Origin of the sequence: Streptomyces yokosukanensis, from assembly GCF_001514035.1 — a bacterium.
Taxonomy (GTDB): domain Bacteria; phylum Actinomycetota; class Actinomycetes; order Streptomycetales; family Streptomycetaceae; genus Streptomyces; species Streptomyces yokosukanensis.
In genome coordinates, this window is the sequence record NZ_KQ948246.1 from 11,476 (window position 1) to 29,827 (window position 18,352).

General features: G+C 71.3%; 11 protein-coding genes. 7 read left to right on the top strand and 4 right to left on the bottom strand.

From position 1 onward, the window contains the following. The first annotated feature begins 5 nt into the window (after positions 1 to 5). The 3 genes from AQI95_RS42890 to rfbB are packed head-to-tail and all read left to right on the top strand — an operon-like array spanning position 6 to position 3,016. Positions 6 to 1,226 (top strand): cytochrome P450 family protein, encoded by a 1,221-nt coding sequence (locus AQI95_RS42890; RefSeq protein ID WP_067136780.1) that lies wholly within the window; start codon positions 6 to 8, stop codon positions 1,224 to 1,226. Continuing rightward, on the top strand, positions 1,223 to 2,014 hold the full coding sequence (locus AQI95_RS42895) for a thioesterase II family protein (protein ID WP_067136782.1): 792 nt from the start codon (positions 1,223 to 1,225) through the stop codon (positions 2,012 to 2,014). The genes AQI95_RS42890 and AQI95_RS42895 overlap by 4 nt, the downstream gene beginning before the upstream one ends. Positions 2,015 to 2,029: 15 nt before the next feature. After that, positions 2,030 to 3,016, top strand: a complete 987-nt coding sequence (rfbB, locus tag AQI95_RS42900) for a dTDP-glucose 4,6-dehydratase (protein ID WP_067136783.1) — start codon at positions 2,030 to 2,032, stop codon at positions 3,014 to 3,016. 70 nt (positions 3,017 to 3,086) lie between these two features. On the opposite strand, the gene AQI95_RS42905 is transcribed toward rfbB, so the two are convergent. The 3 genes from AQI95_RS42905 to AQI95_RS42915 form a co-directional block, all read right to left on the bottom strand. Next, positions 3,087 to 4,718 (bottom strand): outer membrane protein assembly factor BamB family protein, encoded by a 1,632-nt coding sequence (locus AQI95_RS42905; RefSeq protein ID WP_067136787.1) that lies wholly within the window; start codon positions 4,716 to 4,718, stop codon positions 3,087 to 3,089. A 160-nt stretch (positions 4,719 to 4,878) separates the two neighbouring features. Continuing rightward, positions 4,879 to 6,501: an HAD-IIIC family phosphatase gene (locus AQI95_RS42910; RefSeq protein WP_067136792.1), complete on the bottom strand. Its 1,623-nt coding sequence runs from the start codon at positions 6,499 to 6,501 to the stop codon at positions 4,879 to 4,881. After that, on the bottom strand, positions 6,498 to 6,752 hold the full coding sequence (locus AQI95_RS42915) for an acyl carrier protein (protein ID WP_067136794.1): 255 nt from the start codon (positions 6,750 to 6,752) through the stop codon (positions 6,498 to 6,500). Before AQI95_RS42915 ends, AQI95_RS42910 begins: the two co-directional genes overlap by 4 nt. Positions 6,753 to 7,081: 329 nt before the next feature. On the opposite strand from AQI95_RS42915, the gene AQI95_RS42920 reads away from it, so the two are divergent. Then, complete coding sequence (locus AQI95_RS42920) at positions 7,082 to 8,356, top strand: MFS transporter (RefSeq protein WP_079071976.1); 1,275 nt, start codon at positions 7,082 to 7,084, stop codon at positions 8,354 to 8,356. Positions 8,357 to 8,452: 96 nt separating this feature from the next. Here the strand turns inward: AQI95_RS42920 and AQI95_RS42925 are convergent, their stop codons facing one another. Next, positions 8,453 to 9,949, bottom strand: coding sequence for an SDR family NAD(P)-dependent oxidoreductase (locus AQI95_RS42925; RefSeq protein WP_067136798.1), 1,497 nt, complete (start codon positions 9,947 to 9,949; stop codon positions 8,453 to 8,455). A 252-nt stretch (positions 9,950 to 10,201) separates the two neighbouring features. On the opposite strand from AQI95_RS42925, the gene AQI95_RS42930 reads away from it, so the two are divergent. From AQI95_RS42930 to AQI95_RS42940, 3 genes are all read left to right on the top strand, one after another. Beyond that, positions 10,202 to 15,061 carry a beta-ketoacyl synthase N-terminal-like domain-containing protein gene (locus AQI95_RS42930; protein WP_067136800.1) on the top strand — a complete coding sequence of 1,620 codons (4,860 nt, stop codon included), beginning with the start codon at positions 10,202 to 10,204 and terminating at the stop codon, positions 15,059 to 15,061. Then, positions 15,058 to 15,888, top strand: coding sequence for a polyketide synthase dehydratase domain-containing protein (locus AQI95_RS42935; protein WP_067136802.1), 831 nt, complete (start codon positions 15,058 to 15,060; stop codon positions 15,886 to 15,888). The genes AQI95_RS42930 and AQI95_RS42935 overlap by 4 nt, the downstream gene beginning before the upstream one ends. Positions 15,889 to 16,008: 120 nt before the next feature. Then, the coding region (locus AQI95_RS42940) for an SDR family NAD(P)-dependent oxidoreductase (protein ID WP_244189094.1) at positions 16,009 to 18,352 on the top strand (2,344 nt) is incomplete at its 3' end.

Sequence of the window (18,352 nt, forward strand, 5' to 3'; positions counted from 1 at the left end):
CCGCAGTGACGACTGATGCACGAACCGCTGTTCCCAGCCTGGACAGCGATCTCTTCCACATCGACCAGTACGAGGCCTACGCCGCGCTGCGCGAGCGCGAACCGGTGAGCAAGGTGAGCTTCATCGGCCGGGAAGCGTATCTGATCACCCGTCACGCAGAGGCCAAGGCCGCCCTCGGCGACCTGCGGCTCAGCAACGACCTCAAGAAGCAGCCTCCCGAGGTGGAGCTGCCGACCTACCACGGCATCCCCGAGGACGTCCGGCCCTACTTCGCCAACAACATGGGCAGCAACGACCCGCCGGCCCACACACGGCTGCGGGGGCTCGTCGCCCGGGAGTTCACCGCCCGCCGGGTGGAATCCATGCGCGGCCGGATCGAGCAGCTGGCCGAGCAGCTGCTCGACGGCCTCACCGGCCAGGACGAGACCGACCTGGTCGAACGCTTCGCCTACCCGCTGCCGATCACCGTGATCAGTGAACTGCTCGGCGTCGAGAAGTGCTACCAGGGCGACTTCGGCCGGTGGAGCAACGAGTTCCTGGTGATCGACGCCGACCGGGTGGAACAGCGCGAGCAGGCGGCCCGCGCCCTGGTCGGCTTCATCCTCGAACTGATCGACCGCCGCCGTGCCGACCCCGGCGACGACCTCCTCTCGGCGCTGATCCACGTCCACGAGGAGGACGAGGACCGGCTCAGCACCGACGAACTCGCCTCGGTGGTGCTGATCCTGCTCATCGCGGGCTTCGAGACCTCGGTGAGCCTCATCGCCATGGCCACCTACCTGCTCCTCACCCACCCCGGCGAACTGGCCAAGGTGCGCCAGGACCCGTCGATCCTGCCGAACGCCGTGGAGGAGGTGCTGCGCTTCCTCGGCCCCGCCGAGATCACCACGCGCGGCTCGCTCGAACCCGTCGAGATCGGCGGTGTCCACATCCCCGCGCACAGCACCGTGCTCATCGCGGGCGCCGCAGCCAACCGCGACCCCCGCCGGTTCCCCGACCCCGAGCGGTTCGACGTGACCCGCGACGCCGGCGGGCACCTCTCCCTCGGCCACGGCATCCACTTCTGCGTGGGCGGCCCGCTGGCCCGCCTGGAGTGCGAGATCGCGCTGCGCGCCCTCCTGACCCGCTTCCCCGGCCTCGACCTGGCGATCGAGCCGGACCAGGTGCGCTGGCGCCGCTCCTTCCTGCGCGGCATCGAGAGCCTTCCCGTGCGGCTGGGGCGATGACCGCCGATGACGCCTCGCCGGAGTCCTGGCTGCGACGGTTCGCCCCACCGGCCGAGGCGGCGATGCGTCTCGTCTGCTTCCCGCACGCCGGGGGAGCCGCGAGCAGCTACCACGGCCTCGCGCGCGCCCTGGGCCCCGCAGTGGAGGTCCTGGCGGTGCAGTACCCGGGACGGCAGGACCGGCGGCACGAGCCGCCGGTGCCGCGGCTGACCGAGCTGGCCGACCGGATCGCCGAGGCACTGGACACGACAGACACGCTCGGCACCACGCCGTACGCCCTGTTCGGCCACAGCCTGGGCGCGCTCGTCGCCTATGAGACGGCCCGGCGCCTCGACCGCCTCGGCATCACCCCACACCGGCTGTTCGTGTCCGCCCGCCGCGCGCCCACGGCCGGGGCGGGGCCGACCGACGGCCTGGACGACGACGCCGCGCTGCTGGCCGAGGTCCGCAGACTCGGCGGCGGCGACGCGCTCGACGACCCCGAGGTGCAGGCCCTGGCCCTGCCCGCGCTGCGCGCCGACTACCAGGCCCTGAGGTCCTACACCTGGCAGGACGGGCCCGGCCTGCGCTGCCCGGTCACGGCGATGACCGGCACCGATGACCCCCTGTGCGCCCCCGAGGAGGCGATCGGCTGGCTGCGGCTGTCGGTCCTCCCCGGGCGCTCACGGGTCTTTTCGGGCGGCCACTTCTATCTGCAGGACCGCGCGGGCGACGTGGCCCGAGCCGTGCTGAAGGACCTCGCACTGCCCGGGGCGGAAGCAGCCCCGGAGCGTGCGACCCACACGTGAGAGAGGGAAGTCCCCGTGCGTTTGCTCGTCACCGGCGCCGCCGGATTCATCGGGTCGACCTATGTACGCCATGCGCTCGCCGGAGCGTACGGAGATCCCGACGACGTGCGCATCACGGTCCTGGACAAGCTCACCTACGCGGGCAACACCGCCAACCTCGCCGACGTCCAGGGCCATCCCGGCCTGACCTTCGTACGAGGCGACATCTGCGACGCCGCACTGCTCGCCGAACTCGTCCCGGGACACGACGCGGTGGTCAACTTCGCCGCGGAGAGCCATGTGGACCGGTCGATCGCCGGCGCCGAGGACTTCGTACGCACCAACGTCCTTGGCACGCAGGCCCTGCTGTCGGCGGCGCGAGCGGCGCGGGTGCCCCGGTTCGTGCACATCTCCACCGACGAGGTGTACGGGTCGATCGAGGCGGGCTCCTGGACCGAGGACTGCGCACTCCTGGCGAACTCGCCCTACGCCGCGTCGAAGGCCGGGGCCGACATCCTGGCGCGCGCCTACGCCCGCACCTACGGGATGGACGTGAGCGTGACCCGCTGCAGCAACAACTACGGCCCCCACCAGTACCCCGAAAAGGTCATCCCGCTCTTCGTGACCAACCTGCTCCAGGGCGGGCAGGTGCCGCTGTACGGCGACGGCCTGTTCGTCCGCGACTGGCTGCACGTGGACGACCACTGCAGGGGCGTGCAGCTGGTGCTGGAGAAGGGCAGGCCGGGGGAGGCCTACAACATCGGCGGCGGCGAGGAGCTGACCAACGTCGAACTCACCCGCCTGCTGCTCCAGGCGTGCGGGGCGGGGCCGGAGCGGATCACCCATGTGCCCGACCGGCCGGGCCACGACCGCCGCTACTCCGTCGACGACAGCAAGATCCGGGAACTCGGGTACGCCCCGCGCGTCTGTTTCCAGGACGGCCTGGCCCGGACGGTCGACTGGTACCGCGACAACCCGCAGTGGTGGAAGCCGCTGCGGCAGCCGGTGCCGGCCGCGGCCTGACGCCGCGCAAGGCCGCGAAACGGCCCGGGCAGCTCCTGCCCGGGCCGTTTCGCATGGTCGGGACGGCGTGTCAGCGGCCGTCGAGGGTGAAGCGGTAGAGCTTGTTGTTGTGGCCGCTCAGGCCCTCACCCACATTGGAGATGTAGTAGCCGGAGCCCCAGTACACGCTGCCGTCGACCACGGCCGCCCCGCCCCAGACGGAGCCGCCGCTGGCGAAGTCCCACAGGATCTTGCCGGAGTCGGCGTCCAGCGCGTACATGTTGGTGCCGCTCGGCGCCGACGAGCCCGCATACATGACGCCGTTGGCATGGGTGATGAACGAGTCGTCCAGCCACTTGCCGTCCTTGCCCTGCGGGTCGGCGGTCTGCCACTCGATCTCGCCGGTGGCGGCGTCGACCGCGGCGAAGAAGCCGCTGTCGACCGTGGACTTGGTGCCGTCGGCCGCGGTGATGGTCCAGGGCAGGTGTGCACCGTTGCCGATGCCGACGTAGATGCGCTTTCCGTCGGTGGCCGAGCCCCACTGGATGCCGCCCAGCGGACCGCCGGGGCCGACCTGGGTCTGCCACACGACCTTGCCCGTGGCCGGTTCGAGCGCGTAGTAGACGCCGCTCTTCTGGCCTATGCCGAGCAGGTCCTTCGGCTTGCCGTCGATCTCGGTGGTGTAGAGGTTCGCGGCGGAGCCGAAGTCGAAGTCCGGGGCCTGGTTCTGCTCGTACATCATCCAGGTGTCGGCGGTCAGCGTGTGGTGGTACCACCGGATCTTGCCGGTCCTCAGGTCCAGCGCGAGCACGCTGTCGAAGTGGTCGTCCTCGGCCGGCGGGGTGCAGTCGGTCTGCTTGGGGTTGAGGCAGACACCGGGCGGCGACGTGTAGTTGTTGCCCGTGCCGACGAACACCAGGCCGGTCTTGTGGTCGACCACCGGCTGGCTGCCCCACACGGAGGCTCCGGTGTAGCCCTTCGGGATGGTGTAGGTCTTCCACAGGATCTTGCCGGTGCGGGCGTCGATCGCGAGGACCGCGCCGCGGAAGTTCGGCTTGTCGTGCAGGGTCGACGCCTTGGAGGACGTCCCCACGTAGATGATCCCGTCGTCCACGGTGGGGGAGGAGGTGATGACCGTCGTCGGGTCGTCGTCGACCTTGGTCATCCACTGCTTCTTGCCGGTCTTGGCGTCGACGGAGATGAGGTACGCGCTCTTCAGCGCGGTCGTCGTCAGCGTGCCGGTGCCGATGTAGAGGTTGCCCTTCCAGTACGCCGGGCTGGTCCGGGACATGTGCCCCTCGACGCCGTCGTAGCTGGAGATGCTGTTCGACCAGACGGCCTTGCCGCTGTCGGCGTCGATGGCCCACAGCTTGCCGCCCCAGTCGGGCACGTACACGGTGCCGTTCACGACGGTGGGCGTCGCGGAGACGTCGCCGTCGGTGGTGAAGGTCCACTTCGGCGCCAGCTTGCCCACGTTCTTCGGGCCGATGACGTGCTCGGTGGCGGCGTGGCGGGTGTTGTGGTTGTTCTGTCCCGCGCTGGCCCACTGGGGCTGCACGGGCACACTGTGCGCCCCGGCCGGCTCGGCGCCGCTCGCGGTGGCGCCGGTTGCGGCGGGCGCGACGGTGGCCAGCATGAGGGCGGCGCAGCCGGCCGCCGCGGCGGACAGCCGCCGCCACAGTGTGCGGCTCTGTGCGGGCCGTCGTCTCGTACTGGTGGTCATGGAGTGATTCCCTCGTTCCCTCTGTACCGGCGCGGGCGGTGCGGGCGCGGGCCGGGAGCCTTCTCGCGTCTCCCGGCCCCGGTACCGCAGCGCCGTGCGCCTTTGCGGATGGCCGGCCGGATCGCCGGCCATGTGTGTGGTGCGGTCGCGGGACGCGCGACTACGGCGCGGCCGCCACGGGTGCGTCGGCCCAGTCGGCGACCCGCACGTCGACGGCGCCGGGGGCGTCCTCGGCGCCGATGGCGCTGCCGGAGAGTTGCTGGAGGAACTGCCGCGCGGGCGCGTTGCGCCGGGTGGGCCGGTAGGGGAGCCGCAGGGTGCTGCAGCCGGCCGCACGGGCCTTCGCGCACAGCATCCGCAGCATCCGGGTCTCCACACGGCGGTTGAGGACCCGGCAGCTGAGCAGGAAGACCGGGACGTCCAGCACGTCGCCGTCGGCCCGCGCCAGGACCAGCCCGACGGTGCCGTAGTCGCCGAAGGCGTCGCGGACCCGCACCGTCCAGCCCTGGCCGCCGTCGTCGAGCAGCAGCCGCAGCTCCGGCACCGTGAAGGCGCTGCCCGCAAGGGTGAACTGCGTGGTGCGAGACGTCAGTTGGGCCGCCCGGTCCAGGGTGGAGTCGGTCAGCTGCGCCATCGTGACCTCGATGGCGCAACGGGCCAGGAACTCCTCGTAGTCCGCGACGGACCGCTCCAGCGCCCGGCGCTCGGGCTCGGCCCCGTACCAGTCGGCCCGCAGCCGGTCCTCGTCGGTCACCGTGAGCTGGTCGAAGGCCGTCTCATGGGCCAGCTGCCGCGGCGCCGCGTCCGCGTCCCGGGTCAGCTCCACGACGGCGACCTCGGGCAGTGCGGCGCGCACCGACGCGCACTCCACGGCGTCGTCGTCCACGAAGACGAACGAGTTCAGCGCGAGCCCCAGTTCCTGGGAGAGTTCGGAGAGGTACTGGGCCTTGGGCTGCCAGCCGATCCGGTGGGCGGTGACGTCGGCCGTCGTGAGGACCATGTCGGGGTTCTCGGCGAACACGGCCTGGACGTCCGCCTCCTCGTTGCGGCTGCACAGGCACAGCAGCTTGCCCCGCGCGCGCTGGTCCAGCATGAACTCCTGGACCTTGCGGCGCCCCGGCCCGATCTCGACCCCGAGCGGCCCGTCCTCGCCGCACACCCCGGCCCACAGGGTGTTGTCGCAGTCGAGCACCACGACCTTGCGGGGCCTGTGCCACGTCGTGGCGGCCAGCCGCACCAGCCAGTCGGCCAGCGCGTCGAAGTACTCCTCGGTGTAGGGGAGATGGGCGATGCGGTCGGCGTACTCGTCGTGCGTCTCCGGTATCTCGTACCGGTCCGTGAGGTCGTCGAGCGAGACGAGGTGCATCCCGGGCAGCGGATCCACCGCCTCGGTGATCCGCCGCGAGGCGGCCTCGATCCACCGGGCCGCGACGGGGTCGGCGAGGGCCCCCGGCGACGCCGGGGTCAGGGCCACCAGCCAGGTGGCCGCGCTGCGGGTGGGCGCACCGGACAGCACCGAGAGCAGCTCGTCCAGGAGCCGGTCACCGGCCGAGGGGTCTGCGGTGCCCCGGTACAGGTCCTCGGCCCGCAGCAGCACGACGTTCACCCCGGTGTGGGTCAGCAGCACACTGCCGGGGTCCAGCATCGGCTCCACCAGCTGGCCGTACGGCGCCGCCTGGACGTCGCGTCCGCTCTCGCGCAGTCGCCGGGCCATGGCGTCCCTGAGCCCGTCCGAGGTGAAGGTCGCGGCGAGGGCGATGCCCGGATTCCTCGCCTCGCTCATGCGGTCGGGCCGCTCATGTGGGCGCGGACGGCCGTGGCGAGTTCGGCGGCGGTGGTGTCGTTGCCGAGCGTGTGCACGGGCAGCTCCACGCCCAGCTCACGCCACAGCCGCGACAGCACGCGCACGGCTCGCATCGAGTCCCCGCCCAGCGCGGCGAAGGGGACGTCCGGGGCGACCACGTCCAGGCCCAGTGCGCCGCACCACGCCTCCAGCACCGTGCTTTCCACGGACTTCAGTTCGTTCGCTTCCATCTCGAGAACACCCTCGTTTCGGCCGTGACCGGCCAACGCATATGGCGGAAAAAGGTGAAGCAGGCCCGACGGCCGAAACCTGGTGGCCGGATGGAGGCCTGGAGGCCGCTCGTTGAGCGCTGCACGATGGATTCGGGATCGTACCTGTTCAGATTCTTCGGTGCATCGTGCGCCACGGCGGTCGAGTTCGGGTCAAGTGCAGCCGCTGGAGATCCGGTTGAGACCGCCTTGCGGCACAATCCGTCAACACCCCATGAATCTCAGTGCGTTACGATGCCGCCCGCGGTCGTTGCCCCTCCCACCGATCTGCCAGGAGCCGAGAAACAATCATGCGTAAAAACGGGTTGGCCAGTCTCATCCCGCTCTACTTCATCATCCTGATCGACAACCTGAGTGTCAGCCTCATCATTCCCGTGCTGATTCCCATCTCCTACGACGCCCATATCGGCATCATGAGAAGCGGCGGAACCGGTACGCGGGACCTGTTCTACGGAGTCGCCATCGGCAGCTATTCGCTGGCGATGTTCTTCGGCGCCCCCGTGCTCGGCGCGCTGTCCGACCACTTCCGCCGCAAGAAGACACTGATGCTGTGTCTGCTGGGACTGGCCCTGGGCTACACGCTGACCATCACGGCGCTGCTGCGCCGGGACGTCGTCCTGTTCGTCGCCGGGCGGGTGATCGGTGGCCTGTTCTCCGGCAGCCTGCCGGTCGCCCAGGCCGCCATCCTGGACGTCACGCCGAAGGAACGCCGTGTGAACTCCATCGGCCTGATCATGTTCTGCGTCTCCAGCGGGTACGTGGTGGGCCCGCTCATCGGCGGCTACCTCAGCGACTCCACCCTGGTCTCCTGGTTCGACCTCACGACCCCGTTCGTCTTCGTGGCCGGTGTCACGCTGCTCAACCTGCTGATCCTGCTGATCTCCTACCGTGAGGACCCGGCCCCCAGGCCGGCGGGGCGCATGGCCTTCCCGAACCCGGTCAAGCACCTGATGGAGTCCTTGGCCTTCCCCGGGGTCAGGATGTACTCCACCGCCCTGCTCCTGATGTCCCTGGGATGGACGGCCTTCTTCCAGTTCATCGGCCTGTACCTGACGGCGAACGAGGGCTTCGACCAGCGCGCGGTCACCAACCTCATCTCGGTGGTCGGTGTCGGCCTCGCGGCGGCCTTCCTCTCCCTGGTGCCGCTGTCGATGAAGTACCTCAAGCCGCAGGTCGCGGTGGCCGGGGCGCTCGCGGGGATGACCCTGTGCATCGCCGGGACCGCGCTGACCGGCTCCACGGCCGTGCTCTACGCCCTGTGCCTGGTCGGCGCGGCCACCTACGGCATCTCCTACAGCGGTCTGGTGGGCATGATGTCGGCCGCCGTGGACGACAGCCACCAGGGCTCCGTCATGGGCACGGCCGGTGCCATCGCCGCCATCTCCGCGGGCCTGTCCGGTGTCGTCTTCGGTGTCATCGACGGCTCCAGCTCGCTGCCCATCTTCTCCGCGGCGGCCTTCGCCCTCCTCGCCTTCCTGCTGTCCGCCGTGCCGAGGTCCGGCGGCGGCACCGGCTCCCCGCAGGACTCGCGCAACGAGAACGCGGACAGCTCCGCCGCGCGCTGACAGCCACCCGGCATCACCGTCCCCGACGGGGGAGCACCCGGGCCCGGTGACCGTCCTCGGGCACCGGGCCCCTCGTCTTCGGGCGCCGGGCCCTTCTCACACCCGGCCGGCACCGACCGGGTCGGCGGCTTCCCCGGCGATCAGATGGGGGACCGTGCCGTCGGGCGCGGGCTGGAGCATGCGCCGCACCAGCTGCGCGGCCACCGGCTCCACCGGCCCGGCGGTCTCCCGGGCGCTGGGCGAATTCGTCTGCTCGGTCCACAGCATCCCCGGCCGGGTGAGCAGGAACCCCACGCCGGGATGGTGCCGGGCGGCCCAGTGGACCAGGCCCTCCACGGCGGACTTGGCCGCGACGTAGTGCGGCCAGTCGCGGGGCGGTTCGCGCAGGGCTGCCGAGGAGATCACCAGGCAGGTGCCCCGCCCCTTCTCCAGGAGCGGGAGCAGCCCGGCCATCGGCGCGCTCACCAGCCGCAGCGAACCGGTCACGAACGCGTCCATCCGCTCCAGGTCGGTGACGGCCAGGCCCAGGGTGCGCAGGGGCGGGGCCGCGCTGCACACCAGGAAGTCGAGCCGGCCGTGCTCGTGCTCGACGCGGGCGCGCAGTTCGCTGCTCCAGCGCGGGTCCGTGGCGTCGCCGGGCACGGAGCGCAGCCGGCCCGGCAGCCCGTCGGCCTCGTCCAGCAGGTTCTGCGGCAGTGTGCCCCGGTGCCCGACGAAGACCTCGCAGCCCTGCGACGCCAGTGCCAGGGACAGGGCCGCGCCGAGTCCGCGGCTGCCGCCGACGACCGCGGCCGAGGTGCCTCGCAGCCGGGTGGACGGGCTCAGATGCGTGGCCAGCGCGGCCGACGTGGCCGGCGGAGCGGGCGTGCGGACCATCGCCTCGATCTCGGCCTGGGCGACGACCGCGCCGTCCGCCGTGATCTCCCCGGCGATCGACACCAGTCCGAAGCGATGGTCGGCGTGGACCACGCGGGCGGTGTACGACAGCGTCGCGGGACGGCTCACGGCCACCGGGAAGAAGCGCAGCGCCACCCGGCCGAGCAGGCAGTTCTCTCCCGGCAGGCACATCCCGGCCAGATAGCTCGACCACAGCAGACAGGCCAGCGGGGTCCGCCCGAGCAGCCGGGAGGCGACCGGGAACCGGTCACGCAGCGCATCGATCCCCTCCGGGCCGTACGCACCGGACACCGTGGTGCCCGGCGGCAGGTCCGCGATCGTGAGCCGGCTCGCCGACCGCACCGGCGCAACGGGCAGCAGGTCCAGGTCCGGCGAGGTGCCGGGGCGCACCCGTACGGTCAGACAGGCGCGGTCCCCGTCGAGCAGCCGGTGTCCGGAGCCGGACCGGGCCGCGTCGAGCGCCTCGGAGCGGTAACGCACCCCGGGGAACACGGGGTTGCCGAAGTCGACCTCGACGGCTGTGACGCCGGCCCCGTCCGGGGCCCGCTCCTCCAGCGTCCCCAGCGCCGCGAGCACACCGTGGGCGACGGTCCGGCCGAAGGGCGTGCGGCGGGCGTGGTCGGGCGAGCAGTGCAGCGCGTTGTGGTCGCCGCTGACCCGCGCGAACAGCGCCACGTCGTCTTCCGAGAGCAGCACGTGTGTACCTCCTGAAAAGCACTCAGGCCAAATGTCCGCAAGGCCGGACGCTTGAGTGTCGCTAAAGCCGCGGGTGTTCAATCGCGGCCCGGCGGCAGTTGAACAACCGGACCGTGCAACGCGGAATCCCGCACGGCATTATGGGTGGGGTGGGGTGTGGTCCCGCAAGATCGACCGGAATTCGAGTGCAGGTGTACCGGAGCGGTGTACCCATTATTCGGTGGCCTCGGCGGTTGAAAGGTCTGTGTGTGCATGACGGAGCGTCAGGCGAGCGCCTACGAGCGCTTTCAGTGGTATCGGTACCAGCAGAATCCCGATGACCCGGGACTTACCGTCAGCTATGTGTACGCCTTGGCCGGCGATGTCGACACCGACCGTCTCGACGACGCACTGAGGGAAGTGGTTTCCACCGCGTTCCCGCGACTTCTCAGCTATTTCACCGAAATCGGCGGAGAGCTGGTGGCGAAGAGTCGCCCGGTGCCCCGCCGGGTGCTGCGGCGCTGCGAACGGCAGGACGATCTCCTCGACTCCGGCGGCATCGACCCCACCGGTCAGGAACTCTTCCGTTTCCGGTTCTGGCAGGAGTCCGGCGAGAATCTGCTGCTCCGCCTCGATTTCAGTCATGTGGTGTTCGACGGCGGGTGCTACGCGCCGTTCTGCGCTGCCCTCAGCGCCTGCTGGCGGGGCGAGACCCCCGTCCTGGAGCGGTCCTTCGGCGCGGTGTCGCGCTCCGACGCCGACGCGGACGCCTCCTACTGGCGGTCGATGCTGGCGGGTCGCCGGCTGCACCAGCCGCTGCCCTTCTCCTCCACCGCACCCCACCGGGACGGCCGCCGTATCGCCGTCAAGGAGACGATCACCGGCGAACAGGCCGAGGACATCCACCGGTTCCTGCGCCACCACGAGCTGAGCCTGCTCCAGTTCGTGGTGGGCGTCACCGGGGCTCTCGTGCACGTCTACGGCGACGACGACCGCAGCGTCGTGGTCGCGCACACCGTGGACACACGGGCCTACGGCGCCCCCTACGGCTGCCACACCAACCTGCTGCCGCTGTGGCTGGACGTCTCGGCGCAGCGGTCCGCGCTCTCGCTGCTCGAACAGGTGCGCACCCAGCGCGAGGACCTGCGCGACCATCAGGGCTTCCCGACGTTCGACCTGCTGGCCCTGGCCGCCACCGAGCAGGGCCGCACGGCGGACGAGGGCGGCAGCGCGCTCAACCTCGTGGTGAACTCCTCCTCCGCGATGCTGCCCACCGCGGTGCCGGAGCTGAGCGGCGTGGCCGTCTCGTGGGTCCGCAAGCCCGACACCGGCAGCTCCAGCGAGCTGAGCGTCAACTTCAGCTCCGACGAACAGGGCATCCACCTCTCCTTCGACTCCGCCACGCGTGTGCTCTCGCCCGAGGCCCTCTCGGCGCTGGCGACCAACTTCTTGCGCATGGCCCGGTTCATGACCGCCGAGCCGCACCGTCCGCCCGCGCAGTGCGACCTCTCGCGCCCGCTGGAACCGGCGGCCGAGGGAGCCGTCGGGGCCACCCCGGCCCACCAGGGCCTGGGCGCGGCCCTGGTCGAGACAGCGCGACAGCACCCGGACCGGGTGGCCGTCGTGGACGACCGGCGTTCGCTCACCTACGGCGAACTGCTCGATGCCGCGGGCAGGTTGGGCCAGGCTCTGGCCGCCGACGGCGCCCTCGACGGCGTGCGCGAACAGCAGCGGCCGGTCGGTGTGTTCCTGGAGCGTTCGGCCGCGGTCCCCCTCGCCGCCCTGACCGCGCTGGCGCTGCGGCGCACGTTCGTACCGATGGACCCCCGGCTGCCGGACAGCCGCCTCGCGTACATGGCGAGGACCGCGGATCTGGGCGTCATCCTGGTGGACTCGGCGACCCGGGACCGGGCGGCCGCACTCTTCCCCCACATACCCACGCGGGAGGTGGACGGCGCGCTCGCGACCCCGTCGTCCCCCGTCCCGCCGCCGCACGACGTCCGGCCCGAGACCCCGGCCGACGCCGACCGCACCGCCTACGTGATGTTCACCTCGGGATCGACCGGCAACCCCAAGGGCGTGGCGGTGAGCGAGGGCAACCTCGTCAACTTCCTGAACTCCGTGCGCCAGGACCCCGGTATGGGCCCGGACGACCGCATCGTGGCACTGACCCCGATCGGCTTCGACATCTCGCTCCTGGAGATCCTGCTGCCGCTGCTGTGCGGCGCGAGCGTCCAGGTGCTGTCCGACGAGGCGAGGACCAGCGCGACCCTGCTGGCCGAGCGCATCGACTCCAGCGGGGCCACCGTCGTCCAGGCCACGCCGTCCACCTGGCGCATCCTGAAGACCGCCGGCTGGCGCGCGAAGCGGCCCATGACGCTGCTGTGCGGCGGGGAGGCCCTGGACCGCGACCTCGCGGAGTACTTGCTGAGTCAGAGCGCGGCCGTCTACAACATGTACGGCCCGACCGAGGCGACCATCTGGGCCAGCTGGCAGCGCGTGACCGACGCCGGACGCATCCACCTGGGAGAGCCCGCGCTGGGCACCCGGTACTACGTCGTGGACGCCGACGGGCACTGCGTGGCTCCGGGCATGCGGGGCGAGCTGATGATCGCCGGCGACTGTGTGGCCCAGGGCTACCTGAACGCCCCGGTGACGGCCTTCGGCACACTGCCCGACGGCACGCCCTCCTACCGGACCGGCGACCTCGTCCGCTACGAAGGCCCCTCACACCTCACCTATGTCTCCCGCAAGGACGGCCAGCGCAAGGTCAACGGCCACCGCATCGAACTCGACGAGGTCGCCGCCGCGGTGGCGGCCCAGGCGCCGTCCGCCACGGTCGTCGCCGTCGTACGGCCGCAGCCCGAGCCGCACCTGCGGTGCTTCGTGTGGCTGCCCGCCGCCGAGGACTTCGACGCCGCGGCGGTACGGGAACGCTGCCGGGACACCCTGCCGTACTACATGGTGCCGCAGGCCGTGCACCGGCTGACCGAGGTCCCGCTGACGGCCAACGGCAAGACCGACGTCAAGAAGCTGAGCGAGGCCCCCCTGTCCTCACTGGACCTGTCCCCGCAGGACGAGGCGACCGCGCCGGCGGCCGACGAGCAGCGGGCCGGGGCGGACGGCGGCGCGGCGGGCGGGCAGGACCTGCTCGCCGAGCTGCGCCGGCTCGTCGCCGCCGAACTGGGCCTCCCGGAACCCGACGCCGACCGGCCGCTCGGGTACCAGGGCGTCAGCTCGCTCGGCTACAACATCCTCGCCGCACGGATCAGCGAACGGTACGGGGTCGTCGTCCACGCCCACGACTTCTACCGCATGAACACCGTGCGCAATGTCGCCGAGACCGTGGCCCGGCTGGCCGGCGGCCGGCCCGAGGGACGGCAGGACACCCGCCCGGCGGCCGCGCCGCGACCGGGCCCGGCACCGGACCGGCTCGGCACCGACGGCCGCCTCGCCATCGTCGGCCTCTCGGCGGTCCTGCCCGGCGGACCGGACCCCGAGGCGTTCTGGCAGACCCTGCTCGACGGCAGGGACTGCGTCGGGCCGGCCCCCGCCGAGCGCCGGCTGCCCGGGGAGTTCGCCGGGTTCCTCCCCGGCGTCAAGGGGTTCGACGCCAGGTTCTTCTCCATCTCGCCACGCGAGGCGAGCTGGATGGACCCGCGCCAGCGCCTGTTGCTGCAGTCCGTCTGGCACACCCTGGAGGACGCCGGGTACGCCCCCTCCGAGCTGAGCGGCTCACGTACCGGCTGCTACATGGCGGCCACCGGCAACGACTACGCGCTGCTCCAGGCGAGGGCGGACGCGCGGCAGATCCCGTACTCGCTGGTGGGGCACTCGATGAGCCTCATCGCGGGGCGCATCTCCTCCTGGTTCGACTGGCACGGCCCCTCCACGGTGCTCGACACCGCCTGCTCCGGTTCCCTGGTGGCACTGGTCAAGGCCTGTCGCGACCTGCGCGCCGGGGTCTGCGACGCGGCCGTCGTGGGCGGCGCCAACCTCATCCTCGACTCCCAGATCAACGAGGGCCTGCGGTCGGCGCGGTTCCTTTCCCCGGACCACCGGTGTGCGGCCTTCGACGCCGCGGCCGACGGCTACGTCCGCGGCGAGGGCTACGGGACCTTCCTGGTCAAGCGCCTTCAGGACGCACTGGCCGACGGCGACGCCATCCGCGCCGTGGTCGAGAGCGTGGCGGAGAACCACGGAGGCCGCGCCAACTCGCTCACCGCCCCCAACCCCAACGCGCAGGTCAGTCTGCTCCTCGACGCCTACACCCCCGAACTCGCCGCCCGCACCGGCTACATCGAGACCCACGGAACGGGAACGGTGCTCGGCGACGCGATCGAGACCGACGCGCTGAAGCGTGCCTGGCAGCAGCTGGTGCCGAGGCCCGCAGGACACCGTGTCCGGCTCGGCGCGGTCAAGTCCCACATCGGGCACCTGGAGCCCGCCGCGGGAGTCGCCTCCGTGACCAAGGTGATCAAGGCCTTCGAGCACCGGACGCTCCCGGCCAACCTGCACTTCCAGGAGCCCAATCCGGCCATCGGCCTGGAGGAGTCGCCCTTCGAGGTGGTGCGCAAGACCGTTCCCTGGGGCGAGGACGGCGCCGAACTCGTGGCCGGCATCAGCTCCTTCGGCTTCGGCGGCACCAACGCCCACGTCGTGCTCTCCGCGCCGCCGAGCCCTCCCGCCCGGCGCGCCACCCCCGCACGGACCCGGCTGGTCCCGCTGTCGGCGCGCACCCCGCAGGCGCTGCGCAGGCTGACGGCCGGGCTGCTCGACCACATCGAGCGGACCGGGCCGCTGTCGGACCAGGACCTGCTCGACCTCTCGTACACCCTGTGCCGGCGGGAGCACCTGGCGTACCGCCTGGCGTGGTGCCCGTCCTCCCCCGAGGAGCTGGTGCACGCCCTGCGCACGGCGGGCGAACCGGTCCACGTGCCGCCCGGGGAGCGGGAGCGGGAACGGGACGAGCGGCAGGAGACCTCCGAGCCGGCCCGCGAGCGGTACCTGGCCGGCCGACCGGTCGACTGGCGGGCCCTGTTCGCCGACGACGCGCCGCGCAGGGTGCGGCTGCCCGGCTATCCGTTCGAGGAGACGGACCTCTGGTTCACGGACGAGGGGAGGACGGCATGACGACCGAAGCCGACGCGGCGCCCGGCCCCGGCACGGTGGCACCGACCGAGCTGCTCCGGACCGGCGATCCGGGCACGTTCCGGGCCCGGATCGAGACCGACCACACCTATCTGAGGGAGCACCTGGTGCAGGGGCGGCGCGTGCTGCCCGGTGTCGCCTGTCTGGAGATGGCGCTGCGCGGAGCCGCCCGACTCCACCCCGGCGCACGGACGTTCGCCGTCCGGGACGCCGCATGGCTGCGCCCGATCTCCGGGCACGAGCCGCTGGACGAGCTGTTCGTGGCCTTCCGCACGGCACCCGACGCCACGGCGGTGGACTACACCGTCACCAACCGCGGCGCGCTCTGCGGCATGGGCACGCTCCTGTTCGAGCGGCAGGACCGCGCTGTCGCGGTGGGCCTGGACGTGCGCGACGAGATCTGCGCGAACACCCGCTCCCACCTCACCCGACGGGAAATCTACGCAGAGTTCTCGAACATGGGCATCGACTACGGCCCGTACTTCCGCCGCAATTCCTATGTGCAGCGGTACGGACAGCGGTCGCTCGCCTGGCTGTCGCACAACGACGGCACGCCGATGGGCCTGGTGAACCTCCTCGACTGCTCTTTCCAATCGGGTATGGCGATCTCCATCGGAGAGCATCGTGACAGCTTGATGCCCTTCTCCATGGGGCATATGATCTTTCACGCTCCGGTGCCCGTTCCGCTCGGCTCCGCTTTCGTCCTGACGGAAAAGCTCTCTCCTTTCAGGACCAACTTCACGGTGTTCGACGAGAATTACGAGCCGCTTCTGTCGGTTTTCGATCTCGGCGTGAAGCCCGCTCTTTGAATCCGGCGTCCTAAGGCATAGGGGATTTTGTTGAGTCACAACGAATGGCGAAGCGGAAAAGCCGCGTCCGGTACAGCGCGCCCCGATGACTCGCTGGTTCGCCGTGCCGCCGTGGACTCGATGGTGTTCGCCCCGCAGTGGACGCACGGCCGGCTGGACCCGCCGCGGACCGGCGAGGGCGGGCCGCGGACCTTCCTGGTGCCGCCCGGACAGCACCGGCTGCACCGGGAACTGACGGAGCGCTTCCCGCACAGCAGGGTGCTGCGGCTCGACGGCACGGCGACGGCCGAACTCGCCGCCGCCCCCGACGCCGCCGGGCACGTGGTGTTCGTCAGCCGCACCTCCTGGGCCGAAGGGATCCGCGACGCGGACCTCACGGCGTTCCTGGACCTCGTCCACGCCCTCGACCGATGGCCGCGGGTGCGCCTCGACGTGTTCACCGACAAGGCGGTGCACAGCCCGCTGTTCACCGCCGCCACGCATCCCGTGGACGGCGTGTACGTCGGCCTGGCACAGGCCCTCGCCAAGGAGCGGCCCGACTGGTCGGTGCGCTGCTTCTGCCTCGCCGACCTCACCGCGGCAACGCTGTCCGAGGCCCTGGACCGCCCCCTTCCGACCGTGCCGGACAAGCCCGTCTGCGTCCGCGGTGACGAGTACGCCGTCGCGTCGATGCAGCCGGCGTCCCTCGCCGACGGCCCGGTCCGCTCGGCCTTCCGGACCGGGGGCACCTACGTCATCCTGGGCGGCACCGGCGGGCTGGGCGGCCTGCTCGCCGAGCACCTGGCCGCCGTCCACCGGGCCGAGGTGGTCGTCATCGGCCGCCGCCCGGCCGAGGACTTCGCCCGCACCGCGCAGCAGCTGCGGGAGGCGGGCGCCCGCGCGGTCCACTACCACCAGGCCGACCTGGCCGACGGCCCGGCGCTCAAGCGCGCGCTCGACGCCCACGAGGTCATCAACGGCGTCGTGCACTCCGCGCTCGTGCTCCAGGACTCCACCCTCGCCACCATGAGCGAACGGGTGCTGCACGACGTACTGCGCCCGAAGCTGCACGGCACCCACCACCTGGTGGAGGCGCTGCGCGGCAGGGACATCGACTTCTGCCTCTTCTTCTCCTCCGTCCAGGCGTACATCGCCAGTGCCGGGCAGGGCAATTACGCCGCCGCGTGCGTGGCCAAGGACGCCTACGCGGACCTCCTGCACCAGGCCCTGCTGATCGACGCCAAGGTCATCAACTGGGGCTACTGGGGCGAGATCGGGGTCGTCGCGAAACCGGAGTACCGGGAGCGGATGGAAGGGCTGGGGATCGGCTCGATCGAACCGGCCGAGGGGCTGGCGGTCATCGAGCGGTTCCTCGCGGCCGATCACCGACGGATCACGTGTGTGAAAGGAACGGAAGAGGCGTTGGAGCGCATGGGAATCACGCCGCACAAGCCCGTCGCCGTGGCATCGCCCGCCGGTTCCTCGGGGGTCCTCGACGACGTGGTGCCGGCCTTCAGGGACGACGACACGGACGTCGCCCGCAACCGGGACCTCTCCGAGCGGCTGGAGGCGTACACCCGGTGGCGGCTGCAGCAGGTGCCGCTGCCGGCGACGGCGATCGCCAAGTACGAGAAGCTGCGGGAAGCCATCGGTGCGATGCCGGCGGCACACTCCCTCTCGCGGGCCGAACTCATCCATCAGTACCCGGAGTTGAGCGGGCACATCAAGCTGCTCGAACGGTGCCTTGACAACCTGCCCGACGTGCTCGGCGGGTCCGCCGACGCGGTGGAGGTGCTCTTCCCCGAAGGATCCTTCGACCTGGTCGCGCCCGTCTACCAGAGCAACCCCATCGCCGACTACTTCAACCGGATCTGCGCGCAGGTGGTCGCGAACTTCCAGCGCCGTTCGCCGGGACGCCCGCTGCGCATCCTGGAGATCGGGGCCGGGACCGGCAGCACCACCAAGTTCGTGCTGCCGAAGCTGGACCCGAGAGAGGTCGGCTACCACTTCACCGATCTGTCGTACGCCTTCCTGCACAAGGCCCGGGACGCCTTCGGCGGCGACTACCCGTTCCTCTCCTACGAGATCTGCGACATCGAGAACCCGCCCGCGCAGTACACCGGGTCCTTCGACATCGTCGTGGCCACCAACGTCCTGCACGCCACGTCCAACGTCCCCGGCACCCTGCGCAACGTGCGCAAGGTGCTGCGCGAGGGCGGAATCCTCGTCCTCAACGAGATCACGACACGGCAGGACTACGCCACGCTCACCTTCGGTCTCACCGACGGCTGGTGGCTGAGCAACGACCCGTACCGCATCGAGCACAGCCCCCTGCTCAGCAGCGAGCAGTGGCACACGCTCATGTACGACGCCGGCTTCGGTGCCGTACGGCCGCACGGCGGCGACGGGCAGCAGGTCCTGGTCGCGCTGGCCGGTGCGGCGGACGAGCCGCCCGCCGAGGCTGCGGTGTCCGCTCCGGCGGGGG